The following is a 12,760-nucleotide window of genomic DNA, read 5'->3' as shown; positions in this document are numbered from 1 at the left end:
GCGCCGCTCGGTGGTCGAGTAGGTCGCGCAGCGACCGTCGGCTCGTTGGTCGAGTAGGTCGCGCAGCGACCGTATCGAGACCGGCAGTAGCCTTGCGAGCATGACCGAGATCAACCTGGGGATGCCGTCGGCCCCGCCGCCCGTCCTCGCCCCGCGCCGCCCCACCCGCCAGATCAAGGTCGGCAAGGTCGGGGTCGGCAGCGAGTCGCCGGTCTCGGTGCAGTCGATGACGACGACGCTGACCTCCGACGTGAACGCGACCCTGCAGCAGATCGCCGAGCTGACCGCGACCGGTTGCGACATCGTCCGCGTGGCGTGCCCCAGCCAGGACGACGCCGACGCGCTTGCCGAGATCGCCCAGCACTCGCAGATCCCGGTCATCGCGGACATCCACTTCCAGCCGAAGTACGTCTACGCCGCGATCGACGCCGGCTGCGCCGCCGTACGCGTCAACCCCGGCAACATCCGCAAGTTCGACGACCAGGTCAAGGAGATCGCCCGGGCGGCCAAGGACCGCGGCACCTCGATCCGGATCGGCGTCAACGCCGGCAGCCTCGACAAGCGGATCATGGACAAGTACGGCAAGGCCACGCCCGAGGCGCTCGTCGAGTCGGCCGTCTGGGAGGCGGGGCTCTTCGAGGAGCACGACTTCCACGACTTCAAGATCTCGGTCAAGCACAACGACCCGGTCGTGATGGTGCGCGCCTACGAGCTGCTCGCCGAGGCCGGCGACTGGCCGCTGCACCTCGGCGTGACCGAGGCCGGCCCGGCGTTCCAGGGCACGATCAAGTCCGCGACCGCCTTCGGCGCGCTGCTCAGCCAGGGCATCGGCGACACGATCCGCGTCTCGCTCTCGGCGCCCCCGGTCGAGGAGGTCAAGGTCGGCATCCAGATCCTGCAGTCGCTCAACCTGCGCCCGCGCAAGCTCGAGATCGTCTCCTGCCCGTCCTGCGGGCGCGCGCAGGTCGACGTCTACAAGCTGGCCGAGGAGGTCACCGCCGGGCTCGACGGGCTCGAGGTGCCGCTGCGCGTGGCCGTCATGGGCTGCGTCGTCAACGGTCCGGGCGAGGCCCGCGAGGCCGACCTGGGCGTCGCGTCCGGCAACGGCAAGGGCCAGATCTTCGTCCGCGGCGAGGTCATCAAGACCGTCCCCGAGTCGCAGATCGTCGAGACCCTGATCGAGGAGGCCATGCGGATCGCCGAGGGCATGGAGGCCGTGGACGGCGCCTCCGCCGAGGTCTCCGTCTCCTGATCCACCGCCGGGATGCCGCGGTCAGGCAAACAGCAGGTGGATTTCGGCGGGAACGCGTGACTCCCGGCGGTCCCGGGTGTTGAGTGCTGACGTGACGATCTCCCGCAGACAGCTCCTCGGCGCAGCGGGGGCCACCGGCCTGGCCGCCGCCGCCGGTGCCACCCGCTGGTGGCCCGAAGAGGCGGCCTCCGCCGCCACCGTCCTCCCGGCCCCCGGCCAGTCCGGCATCGAACACGTGGTCGTGGTGATGATGGAGAACCGCTCCTTCGACCACTACCTCGGCTGGCTGCCCGGCGCCGACGGCCGGCAGGCCGGCCTGACCTACCGCGACCGCTACGGCGTCAAGCACGCCACCCACCACCTGACCGACTTCGACAGCTGCGGGTTCTTCGACCCCGACCACTCCTACGAGGGCGGCCGGATCCAGCTCAACGGCGGGAAGTGCGACGGGTTCCTCCGCTCGGGACGCAACGACCTGCAGGCGATCGGGTACTACGAGAAGGCGGACCTGGAGTTCACCGGTCACGCCGCCCAGGACTGGACGACGTTCGACCGCTACTTCTCCGCGGTGATGGCCGAGACCTACCCCAACCGCTTCTACATGCACGCGGCGCAGACCGACCGGCTGCACAACAACACCGACCAGGCGACGATGCCGACGATCTGGGACCGCTGCGCCGACAAGGGCGTCTCGCACACCTACTACTACAGCGACGTCCCCTTCACCGCGCTCTGGTACACCAAGCACCTCGACATCTCGAAGCACTTCGAGCAGTTCCTCACCGACGCCGCCGCCGGCACCCTGCCCGCGGTCTCGTTCGTCGACCCGAAGTTCACCGACGAGGAGTCCGGCACCTCGAACGACGATCACCCGCACGCCGACATCCGCGCCGGCCAGGGCTTCCTCAACCAGGTGTACGACGCCGTCCGCAACGGGCCGGGCTGGGAGAAGACCGTCCTCGTCATCACCTACGACGAGTGGGGCGGCTTCTTCGACCACGTCGCGCCCGGCCACGCCCCGGACGTCTCGAAGAAGACCTCGCTGCGCGGCTTCCGGGTGCCCACCCTGATGATCTCCCCGCTGGCCCGCCGCGGCCACGTCTCCCACCACGTCTACGACCACACCTCGGTGCTCCGGATGATCGAGTGGCGCTGGGGGCTCAAGCCCCTGACGCCGCGGGACCGCAAGGCCCGCAACATCGCCGAGGTCCTGAACTTCTCGACGGCACCGAACACCGCCTCACCCACCTACACCGTCGCCCCTGTCGTCCCGACCTCCTGCCCCACGCAGGAGGCCGAGGAGGGCGGCTCCGAGTACGCCGAGTGGGGTGCGCTCCGCGAGCTCGCCCTCGCCCACGGATGGGAGCTCCCCAGCTGATGAACCGCCACACCCGACTCCTCGTCCTCGTGGGCCTGGCCCTCGCGCTGGCGCTGCCGCCGGCCGACGCCGCGCCCCGCCAGGCCGCTCCGGTGACCGCCGCCGTCGCCGCGTCCGCTCCGGCCTCGCCGGCGCGCGGCACCGCGGCGTACGTCCCGAAGATCAAGCACGTCTTCGTCATCAACATCGAGAACAAGGGCTACGACAAGACCTGGGGCCCCGGCTCCGAGGCGCCGTACCTCGCGAAGCAGCTGCGCCGCAAGGGCGTGCTGCTCAACCAGTACTTCGGCACCGCGCACAACTCGCAGGGCAACTACATCGCGCAGATCTCCGGCCAGGGCGTGAACCCCGACATGCAGGCCGACTGCCAGAACTTCCCGACCTTCACGCAGACCGGCACCCAGGCGCCGCAGCAGGCGGTGGGCCGTGGCTGCGTCTTCCCGAAGAACGTGCGCAGCCTGCCGCGGCAGATGACGCGGAAGCACCTGCGGTGGAAGGGCTACATGCAGGACATGCGGACCAACTGCCAGCACCCGGTCCGCGACACCCAGGACGACACGCAGCAGGCGACCGACACCGACTACTACGCCGCCCGCCACAACCCGTTCGTCTACTTCAGCTCGATCATCGACCACCCGACGTACTGCAAGCAGCACGTGGTGAAGCTGAAGGCCCTCCCGCGCGACCTGCGCTCCACCAAGCGCACGCCGCACCTCGTCTACATCACCCCGGACCTGTGCGACGACGGCCACGACACAGCCTGCGGCGACGGCCGCCCCGGCGGCCTGAAGTCCGTGAACGCCTTCATGAAGCGCTGGGTGCCGCGGATCCTGCAGTCGCCGGCGTTCAGGAAGAACGGCGTCCTGGTCATCACCGCCGACGAGTCCGACGGCCCGCAGACCGACGCCACCGCGTGCTGCGGCGGGGGAGCCACCCCGAACTCCCCGCAGCCCGGCATCTTCGGCCCGGGCGGCGGCCGGATCGGCGCGCTGGTGATCTCGCGGTACGTCAAGCCGAACACCTGGAGCACCACGCCGTACAACCACTACGGCCTGCTCGCCTCGATCGAGGAGATCTTCCACCTGAGGAAGCTCGGCTACGCCCGGTCCGCCGACGTGCAGCCCTTCGGCCTCGACGTCTACAACAGCGGCTGGAACGAGTAGCCGTACCACCCGACGCGGTGGTCGAGGCCGGCGCTCCGGCGCCTGTCTCGACACCACCTCCACGGACCGGGCAGGTGGTTTCGAGACGGTTGCTGCGCAACCTCCTCAACCACCGCCGGCGCTGCGACGCACGAAGCACCTTCCCCCGGTGGTTGAGGAAGGCGCCCTGGCGCCTGTCTCGAAACCACCCCATGCGGACCGGTCGGGTGGTTTCGAGACGGTTGCTGCGCAACCTCCTCAACCACCGGGGACCACCCCTCCGGCGGGGGCGTGATCGAGGTTGCTGCGGGGCACCCACCCCGCCCTTGCGATGATGGCCGCACCGGGACGCACGACGCACGTGACCGGGAGGACCGACGGGAGGGGGAGCAGTGCCGCGCGATGACAGCCTGCTCCGGGACGGCCAGTTCCTGCGCTACCTCGTCTCCCGCTGCCTCAGCGTCGCCGGCAACGTCGCCACGCTGATCGCGCTGCCCGTCCTCGTCTACCGCACCAGCGACGACGCCGGGCTGACCGCGCTGGTCGCCGGGTGCGAGGCGGCGCCGTACCTCCTCCTCGGGCTCTTCTCCGGCGCGCTCACCGACCGCTGGGACCGGCGTCGCGTGATGATCGTTGCCGACGTCCTCAGCACCTTGGTCCTCGCCACGATCCCGCTGGCCGCCTGGCTCGGCACCGTGACCGTGCCGCACGTCCTGGCCGTCGCGTTCGTCGGCCCGAGCATCGGGGTGTTCTTCGACGGGGCGGTCTTCGGCGCGGTCCCCACGCTGGTCGGACGGGACCGGATCGCGAGCGCGAACTCCCTGACCTGGTCGGTGCAGAGCGTCATCGAGATCGTCGTGCCGTCGGTGGTCGGGGCCCTGATGGCCGTCCTCGACCCCGCGTGGCTGCTCGGCTTCGACGCGCTCACCTTCGCCGCGTCGGCGGCGCTCATCGCGGGCATCCACCGCCCGATGCACGACGCGACCCGCGCCCGCAGCGCGCTCACGGTGCGGCAGGTCTTCCGCGACATCGGGGAGGGGCTCGACTACCTCGTGCACCACCCCGGGGTGCGCACGATGACGGTCATCGGCTTCGTCCAGTGCGTCTCGCTCGGCGGCTACATGGCGCTCAGCGTGGTGTGGATCGACCGTGTGCTGGGGCTCGGCACCGACGGCTGGCGCTTCGGCGTCACGTACGCCGCGTGGGCGCTCGGTGGCCTCGCGGCCTCGCTGTCGCTGCCCGCGCTGGTGCGGTTCGTGACGCCGGCGCGGATCACGCTGCTCGCCCTGCCGGTCGCCGCCGGGATCGGGATCGCCGTGTCGCGGCTGCAGACCTGGTGGCTGGCCGCGCCGCTGATGATGGTGTGGGCGGCCGCGGCCACCCTGGTGACCATCAACTCGATCACCTACCGGCAGCAGGTGACCCCCGAGCACCTGCTCGGGCGCGTCAACACCGCGGGCCGGATGCTGAGCTGGGGGATCGGCTGGACCGGCGGCGCCCTCCTCGCCGGTCTGGTGGTGGGGCCCCTGGGGCTGCGCCCGACGATGCTGGCCTTCACGGTCGTCAACCTCGTGGGCGTGCTCGTCGCCTGGACGTCCCCGCTCCGCCGGACGCCGGTGCAGGACACCCCGGCCGTCAGCGTCTCCGCGTAGGCTCCCCACGTGCTCACGACCCGCCACGGCGTCCGGCCCCTCGCGACAGGGGACCTCGAGGCGTTCCTGGCGCTCGCGGGCCAGGACCCGGTCGTCAACGTGTTCGCCGACTACCGGGCGCGCACCACCCACCTGGAGCCGCGGTGGCTCGGGGGCGAGATGTGGGGGCGCTTCGAGGGCGGCGAGCTCCGCTCGGCCTGCCACGTCGGCGCCAACCTGGTGCCCGTGCAGGCGACCGCCGAGGACGCGGCGGCCTTCGCGGAGCGTGCCCTGACCCGCGGCCGCACCGTCTCCACCATCGTGGGGACCCAGGAGGCCGTCGAGGTGTTCTGGAACGGCGTCGCCGCCGGCTGGGGCAAGCCGCGCGAGACCCGGTGGAACCAGCCCCACCTCGAGATCGACACGGCCCCGGCCGTCACACCGGACCCGTTGGTCCGCCGGACCACGCGGAACGACATGGCCGAGCTCTACCCGGCCTGCGTGGCGATGTACACCGAGGAGGTCGGGCTCTCCCCGGAGGCCGGCGGCGGGGCGGACCTCTACCGCGCCCGCGTCACCCAGCTGATGAACCGCGGCTGGTCGTTCGCCCGCTTCGACGACGGCCGCCTGGTGTTCAAGGCCGAGGTCGCCTGCGCCACGCCGCACGCCGCGCAGATCCAGGGCGTCTGGGTGCCCCGGGACCGCCGCGGCGAGGGGCTGGCCGCCGCCGGCATGGCCGCCGTGGTCGAGCTGGTCCGGGCCGAGGTGGCCCCGGTCGTGTCGCTCTACGTCAACGAGTGGAACGAGCCGGCCCGCGGCACCTACGCGAAGGTAGGCTTCCGCGAGACCGCCCGCTTCGCGACCGTGATGTTCTGAGGGGACCGTTCCCGGACGACCCCTCGGCACGGCGTACGCCGGCCACTACCGTGACCCCGTGAGCATCTCGCGCAGCACCGCAGGCCTGGCCGCCATCTTCGCCGTGAGCGGCACCGTCCACCTCGCGAGGCCGGAGGTCTACGAGCCGCTGATGCCGAGCTGGGTGCCCGCCCACCGCGAGGTCATCCTCGGCAGCGGCGTCGCCGAGCTGGCCTGCGCCGCGGGCCTCCTGCACCCGCGCACGCGCAGCCTGGCCGGGTGGGCGAGCGCCGCGCTGCTGGTCGGGGTGTTCCCCGGCAACGTGAAGATGGCGCAGGACTCCACCCGCTCGCGGAAGACCGGGCTGAAGGTCGCGGCCTTCGCCCGGCTCCCGCTGCAGGCGCCGATGATCAGGGCCGCAGTGCGCGCTGCTCGCGAGGGGTGACGCGGTAGTCCGGGGTCGGCGTCAGCCGCTCCGCCCGCTCGCAGTCGGTCAGCGCGCAGCGGACCGTCGAGCCCTGGTTCCGGCTGTAGGTCTCCAGCAGCAGGTCGCGGGGCGTCTCGAAGGCGATCCGGCCGAAGTAGTAGCCGGCCGTGTAGCGCGCCAGCAGCCTGCCACCGGTCGCGTGCAGGCGCACCTCGCGCGGGCCGAGGCCGTCCGAGAGGATGTGGACGGTGGCGGTGCGACCGCCGCTCGGGGCGAAGGCCCGCACGACCTCGGTGCAGGACTTCCAGAGCGTCCTCGCCGGCGTGGACAGCCGCGAGGTCAGGCTGCAGCCGCCGTTGTAGGGGTCGCCGGTCAGCACGGCGAGCCGGTCGGCGCGCAGGTCGGCGGCGTACCCGACCTTGTTCACGACCCGACGGGTCGTGCCGGCCGCGACGTCCCACGAGACCGTGCGGTTCGGCCCCCACGAGCCCAGCACCATCCGCTGCTGGTCGAAGTCCAGCACCGTGGCGGAGCCGGGGAAGCGGCGGCTCACGACGCGCTCGCCGTCGACGGCGCTCCAGACGCGCACCACGGTCGACTCGCCGGTCCGGTCGACCGAGCGGGCCACCTGGCTGCCGTCGCGGGACAGCACCTGGTCGAAGATCGGCACCCCGTCGAGCAGCGGGGTCCGGTCCCCGTCGGCCGAGAGGCGGAACGTGTGGAAGCGGCCGCTGCCGTTCGCGTTGCTGGTGGCGACGACGTACTCGTCGCCGGACGTGCCCAGCAGGGTGACGATGCCGGCCCTGACGGGCACCCGGACGTCACCGTCGACGACGGTCTTGCCCTCGAGGTGGGCACCGACCTGGTCGGCGCCCCGGTCGAGCTGGGCGGGGCGGACCCGGGTCTCGGGCACGGCCGCGCCCGCCGGGGCGGCGAGGCCCACGAGGGTGGCGGCGACGGCGAGCCCGACGAGGCCGCGGGTCAACCGGTGGATGTTCGTGGTGCGCTTCAAGGTCTCTCCCGAGTGGTGACCGGGCCGTTCCCGGTGTCACACGGATGACGCCGGCGAACGGCGGATGGTTGCTGTCCGGGGACAACTGGTTCGCGGGGCCCACGGTGCCACAGATAGCCTGCGTCCCATGATCCTGAGGATGTCGAGCCTGTTCGTGCGGACCCTGCGTGACGACCCCGCGGACGCCGAGGTGCAGAGCCACCGCTTCCTCGTGCGCGCGGGCTACATCCGCCGGGCCGCCCCGGGCATCTACACCTGGCTGCCCCTCGGCCTGCGGGTGCTCCGCAAGATCGAGCAGATCATCCGGGACGAGATGGACTCCATCGGCGCCCAAGAGCTGCTGTTCCCCGCGCTGCTGCCCCGCAAGCCCTACGAGGCGACCAACCGCTGGACGGAGTACGGCGACGGCATCTTCCGGCTCAAGGACCGCAAGGGCGACGACTACCTGCTCGGCCCCACGCACGAGGAGATGTTCACCCTCGTGGTGAAGGACCTCTACTCGTCGTACAAGGACCTGCCGCTCTCGATCTACCAGATCCAGACGAAGTACCGCGACGAGTCGCGCCCCCGCGCCGGTCTCCTGCGCGGGCGCGAGTTCGTCATGAAGGACTCCTACTCCTTCGACGTCGACGACGCCGGGCTGGACGCGAGCTATCTCAAGCACCGCGACGCCTACATCCGGATCTTCGACCGGCTCGGCTTCTCCTACGTCATCGTGTCCGCGCACTCGGGCGCCATGGGTGGCTCGAAGTCGGAGGAGTTCCTGGCGCGCTCCGAGATCGGCGAGGACACCTACGTCCGCTGCACGACCTGCGACTTCGCGGCCAACGTCGAGGCCGTCCAGGTGCCCGCGCCCGCGGTGGTGGCGTACGACGACGCGCCGGCCGCCCACGCCGAGCAGACGCCCGGCACCCCCACGATCCAGACCCTTGTCGACCACCTCAACGCGGAGTTCCCCCGCGCGGACCGGCCCTGGGCGGCCGCGGACACGCTCAAGAACGTCCTGATGATGCTGGCCCACCCCGACGGCACACGCGAGCCCCTCGCCATCGGCGTGCCCGGCGACCGCGAGGTCGACCAGAAGCGCCTCGAGGCGGCCGTGCACCCCGCGGAGTTCCAGCCGTTCGGGGAGAAGGACTTCGCCGAGCACCCCGCGCTGGTCAAGGGCTACATCGGGCCCGGCGCGCTGGGTGAGAAGAGCGCGTCCGAGATCCGCTATCTCGTCGACCCCCGCGTCGTGGAGGGCACCCGCTGGGTCACCGGCGCGAACGTCGACGGCAGCCACGTGATCGACCTGGTCGCGGGCCGCGACTTCGTCCCCGACGGCACCATCGAGGCCGCCGAGGTCCGCGACGGCGACGCCTGCCCGCAGTGCGCCGCCCGCGGTGACGACGGGGTGCTCGAGTCCGCCCGTGGCATCGAGATGGGCCACATCTTCCAGCTCGGCCGCAAGTTCGCGGACGCGCTCGACCTGAAGGTGCTCGACGAGAACGGCAAGCTCGTGACGGTCACGATGGGCTCCTACGGCATCGGTCCCTCGCGGGCCGTCGCCGCGATCGCCGAGGACACCCTCGACGAGGTGGGCCTGTCCTGGCCGCGGGCCGTCTCGCCCGTCGACGTGCACGTGGTCGCCGCCGGCAAGGACGACGCGCTCTTCACCGCCGCCGAGCGGATCGCCTCCGAGCTGTCCACCCAGGGCCTCGACGTCCTCTACGACGACCGCCGCGGCAAGATCAGCCCCGGCGTGAAGTTCAAGGACGCCGAGCTGATCGGCGTGCCCACCATCGTCGTGGTCGGCAAGGGACTCGTCGACGGCGTCGTCGAGGTCAAGGACCGCGCCAGCGGCGAGCGCTCCGACGTGCCCGCCGACCAGGTCGTCGACCACGTGGTGGGGCTCGTCCGCTCCTGATCGTTCGGTGGTCGAGGAGGGAGCCCTGGCGCCTGTCTCGTGCGGTGGTTGAGGAAGGCGCCCTGGCGCCTGTCTCGAAACCACCTCTGCGGACTGGTCGGGTGGTTTCGAGACGGTTGCTGCGCAACCTCCTCAACCACCGGGGTGGGTACGTCGTGCGACGCACGAAGCACCCGACACGCCGTGCGTCAGGTGCCGGATGCGTCCTGGGGCTCGTCGTCTCGTGATCGTCTGGTGGTTGAGGAAGGCGCCCTGGCGCCTGTCTCGAAACCACCCCAGCAGGCCGGTCGGGTGGTTTCGAGACGGTTGCTGCGCAACCTCCTCAACCACCGGGGTGGGGTGGGTCTCGAGACGGTTGCTGCGCAACCTCCTCAACCACCGGCCAGACCCCTACACGGCGCGGTGCAGCGGCGCGTGCCCCCGCTTGCCGGCGGGCTCGAGCAGCTCCATCAGCCGCAGGCAGTAGGCCACCCGCTGCGCGAGCAGCACCGGGACGCCGAGCCGCGCCCCGAGCTCGGCGGTCGTGAACGCTCCGTCCGGGAGCGGGGCGCCGAGCAGGCCGAGCACGTCCGCGGGCCGGCGTACCTCGTGGCGTGCGAGGACGTCGGTGAGGTGGCGTACGCCGGGGTCGCGGGTGCGCCGGCCGGACCGGCTGCGCGTCGGGGCGGGGGAGCGGACGTGGTCCTCCGCGCAGAGCAGGACCTCGAGCACGAGGTGCGGGTGCCCGACCAGCGACGGGAAGGCGACCAGCTTCTCGAAGACCTCGAGCACGCCGGCGCGCTTGGGGGAGCGGCGCTCCGAGAGCACCACGCTGTCGCGGTCGACGCGCACGATGCGGCGCTCGGCCGGGACCGGGTGCACGATCCGCATCCGGTGCGTGTCGAGGAGGCCGTCGAGCTTGGGGCCGAGCGGGCCGAAGCCGCCGGTCTGGATCTCGACCAGCTCGCCGTCGGCGCGCACGAGGTCCACGACCCAGCGCCCGACCGGCACCTCGAAGCGGTCGCCCGGCGCGGACAGCCACTGCTTCACGGCCGCGTGCAGCGGGCCCTCGGCGAGGGTGCCGATCCCCGTCATCCGCACCTCCCGGTCTCGTCGTCGCAGACGCTAGTCGAGGACCGGGGCCGGGTGGCGCACGCGACGCGGCGTCCCCGCCGTGTCCTAGGCTCCGGCGCATGTCCGGACACCCCCACATCGACGCCGTCATCTTCGACTGGGGCGGCACGCTCACGCGGTGGCACGACGTCGACTTCCACGCCGAGTCGCTGGCGCTCGCGCAGGCCGTCGTGAACGCCGACCACGACCCCGCCGAGATCACCGCCCGCCTGCACCGGGCCGGCGACACGATCTGGGGGCGGTCGCGGGACCACCAGCAGAGCTCGACGGTCGACGACCTGTTCGCCGAGGCCGGGCTCGAGCACGACCCGGACCTGCTCGGCGCCTACTACGACTTCTGGCAGCCGCACACGCTGACCGACCCCGAGGTCGGCCCGCTCTTCGAGGCCCTGCACGCCGACGGCATCAAGGTGGGCGTGCTCTCCAACACGATCTGGCCGCGGGCCTTCCACGAGAAGATCTTCGAGCGCGACGGGGTCCGCCACCTGATCGACGGCGACGTCTACACCAGCGAGATCCCGTGGACCAAGCCGTCGCCGCGGGCCTTCGGAGCCGCGCTCGACGCGGTCGGCGCCACGGACCCCGCGCGGTGCGTGTACGTCGGCGACCGGCTCTTCGACGACATCTGGGGCGCCCACAACGCCGGCCTCCGGGCCGTGCACGTCCCCCTCAGCACGATCCCGCCCGGGCAGGTCGGCCACACCGAGGGCGAGCCGGACGCCGTGGTGCACCGGATCGGCGAGGTCCACGACGTCGTGCGGGGCTGGGCCTGACGCTCGATTGCATGTTTGTGCATTGCAGACTTGTGAGGATCCGTCCTGGATGCGATCGGCTGCGGGATGTTGCATGGTTGTGCAGGAGGCAGTCCTCGTCGGTCCCCCACATCGGACGAGACGCCTCCTGTGGCCTTGCTAGCCAGGCCTCAGCGGTCCGCGTACTCGTCCCTTCCGGGGAGCATCTCGGGAGTTCCCCGGAGGTCGAGCTCGCGGATCGCTGGCATTTCGGGCCGGTGGGCGCGGCCGCTCACGAGCCCGGCAGGTCCTGCGGCCGTCCGCCGAAGGCCAGCTCCCGGACCGCGGCGTCGGTGAGCGCCCCGATCGCCCAGCGGCGACGCGGGCCGACGGTGCCGGCCACCGTGGCGGCGTACGTCGTCGCGCAGCCGCGCTCGAGCGCGAGCGCCGCGCGGGTGACGCCGGCGGGCGTGTCGATCCCGGTCGGCAGCGCGTAGGCCGGCTCCGCGGCGACGGGGGTGGCGCCGAGGTCCCGCAGCTCGCGGGTGACGAGGTCTCGGCGCGCGCGGTGCTCGGTGTAGGCCGCCGCGATCGCGGCGTAGAACGTGGGGGAGCCCGCCTGCGAGGTCTGGCCGCCGAGGGCGCCGTAGACGTACACCGCGGCGTGCTCGGCCGCGAGCGCGGTCTGCAGCACCGCCTCGGCCGTCACCGGGGCACCGCCGTCGGCGGGGGCGCGGCGGGCAGCTCGGCCAGCGCCTGGGCGACCGCGGCCGACATGCTCGCGAGCAGGCGGGCGAGCGTGCCGCTCTCGGCGGCGACGGACAGGTCGGCGAGCCGGCCCTGCAGCTGCCGCTCGCGGGTGCGCACGGTCCCGAGCGCCTGCGCGGCGCGGCCCAACCGGCCGTCGTGCGCGACCACGTCCGTGGCGTCGGCGCCGAGCTCGTCGAGGTGACTGCGGTGCAGCCGGCGCAAGGGAGCGGTCGTCGACGCGAGCCGGGGCAGGTCTGCGGCCGCCGCGACGAGGAGGCCGAGGGTCGTCCCGATCTCGGTGACCGCCTCGACGAGCAGGGCCGTGTCCGGGTCCTCGACGGGGTCGGCGGGACCGCCCGCCCCGCCGCCGTCCCGCGGGTCCAGGTCGCAGCCGGTCACGACGCCGAGGCCCAGGACGGCCCCGGCCAGCGCCGTACGACGGGCGACGGGACGCAGGCGGACGGACACGGCGCCGACCCTATCGCCGGGGGGTCCCCGGGAGGTGAGGATGCCCGGCGGCAGCCGCTATCGTGGACCCTCCACAACAGCACAAGGAGGTC

General features: G+C 72.3%; 12 protein-coding genes. 8 read left to right on the top strand and 4 right to left on the bottom strand.

Translation table 11 applies throughout. The features are described 5' to 3' along the window. The first annotated feature begins 100 nt into the window (after positions 1-100). From ispG to H5V45_RS04130, 6 genes are all read left to right on the top strand, one after another. Positions 101-1,252, top strand: a complete 1,152-nt coding sequence (gene ispG, locus H5V45_RS04155) for a flavodoxin-dependent (E)-4-hydroxy-3-methylbut-2-enyl-diphosphate synthase (protein WP_185251778.1) — start codon at positions 101-103, stop codon at positions 1,250-1,252. A gap of 91 nt (positions 1,253-1,343) precedes the next feature. Further along, positions 1,344-2,630 (top strand): alkaline phosphatase family protein, encoded by a 1,287-nt coding sequence (locus H5V45_RS04150; protein ID WP_343061414.1) that lies wholly within the window; start codon positions 1,344-1,346, stop codon positions 2,628-2,630. Further along, positions 2,630-3,793 (top strand): alkaline phosphatase family protein, encoded by a 1,164-nt coding sequence (locus H5V45_RS04145; protein ID WP_185251776.1) that lies wholly within the window; start codon positions 2,630-2,632, stop codon positions 3,791-3,793. Before H5V45_RS04150 ends, H5V45_RS04145 begins: the two co-directional genes overlap by 1 nt. A gap of 371 nt (positions 3,794-4,164) precedes the next feature. Then, positions 4,165-5,424 (top strand): MFS transporter, encoded by a 1,260-nt coding sequence (locus tag H5V45_RS04140; RefSeq protein WP_185251775.1) that lies wholly within the window; start codon positions 4,165-4,167, stop codon positions 5,422-5,424. 9 nt (positions 5,425-5,433) lie between these two features. Then, positions 5,434-6,279: a GNAT family N-acetyltransferase gene (locus tag H5V45_RS04135; RefSeq protein WP_185251774.1), complete on the top strand. Its 846-nt coding sequence runs from the start codon at positions 5,434-5,436 to the stop codon at positions 6,277-6,279. A 58-nt stretch (positions 6,280-6,337) separates the two neighbouring features. Then, positions 6,338-6,703, top strand: coding sequence for a DoxX family protein (locus H5V45_RS04130; RefSeq protein WP_185251773.1), 366 nt, complete (start codon positions 6,338-6,340; stop codon positions 6,701-6,703). Here the strand turns inward: H5V45_RS04130 and H5V45_RS04125 are convergent. Next, positions 6,669-7,697 (bottom strand): hypothetical protein, encoded by a 1,029-nt coding sequence (locus H5V45_RS04125; RefSeq protein ID WP_185251772.1) that lies wholly within the window; start codon positions 7,695-7,697, stop codon positions 6,669-6,671. The genes H5V45_RS04130 and H5V45_RS04125 overlap by 35 nt on opposite strands. Positions 7,698-7,824: 127 nt before the next feature. Between H5V45_RS04125 and H5V45_RS04120 the strand changes: the two genes are divergently transcribed. Beyond that, positions 7,825-9,606 (top strand): proline--tRNA ligase, encoded by a 1,782-nt coding sequence (locus tag H5V45_RS04120; protein WP_185251771.1) that lies wholly within the window; start codon positions 7,825-7,827, stop codon positions 9,604-9,606. 390 nt (positions 9,607-9,996) lie between these two features. On the opposite strand, the gene H5V45_RS04115 is transcribed toward H5V45_RS04120, so the two are convergent. Further along, positions 9,997-10,680 carry a DUF8091 domain-containing protein gene (locus H5V45_RS04115; RefSeq protein ID WP_185251770.1) on the bottom strand — a complete coding sequence of 228 codons (684 nt, stop codon included), beginning with the start codon at positions 10,678-10,680 and terminating at the stop codon, positions 9,997-9,999. 98 nt (positions 10,681-10,778) lie between these two features. Here H5V45_RS04115 and H5V45_RS04110 point away from each other — a divergent pair, with 98 nt between their 5' ends. Beyond that, entirely contained in the window at positions 10,779-11,492 is a 714-nt protein-coding gene (locus H5V45_RS04110; RefSeq protein ID WP_185251769.1) for an HAD family hydrolase, read from the top strand. A gap of 250 nt (positions 11,493-11,742) precedes the next feature. On the opposite strand, the gene H5V45_RS04105 is transcribed toward H5V45_RS04110, so the two are convergent. Continuing rightward, the gene (locus H5V45_RS04105; RefSeq protein ID WP_185251768.1) at positions 11,743-12,159 is read right to left on the bottom strand and encodes a DUF4439 domain-containing protein; all 417 of its coding nucleotides are present in this window, start codon (positions 12,157-12,159) and stop codon (positions 11,743-11,745) included. Continuing rightward, on the bottom strand, positions 12,156-12,668 hold the full coding sequence (locus H5V45_RS04100; RefSeq protein ID WP_185251767.1) for a hypothetical protein: 513 nt from the start codon (positions 12,666-12,668) through the stop codon (positions 12,156-12,158). Before H5V45_RS04100 ends, H5V45_RS04105 begins: the two co-directional genes overlap by 4 nt. Positions 12,669-12,760: the final 92 nt, after the last annotated feature.

The sequence above is a fragment of the Nocardioides luti genome, assembly GCF_014212315.1.
GTDB classification, from domain to species: domain Bacteria; phylum Actinomycetota; class Actinomycetes; order Propionibacteriales; family Nocardioidaceae; genus Nocardioides; species Nocardioides luti.
Note: the sequence above shows the minus strand (reverse complement) of the source record. Positions and strands in the feature narration are given on the sequence as shown.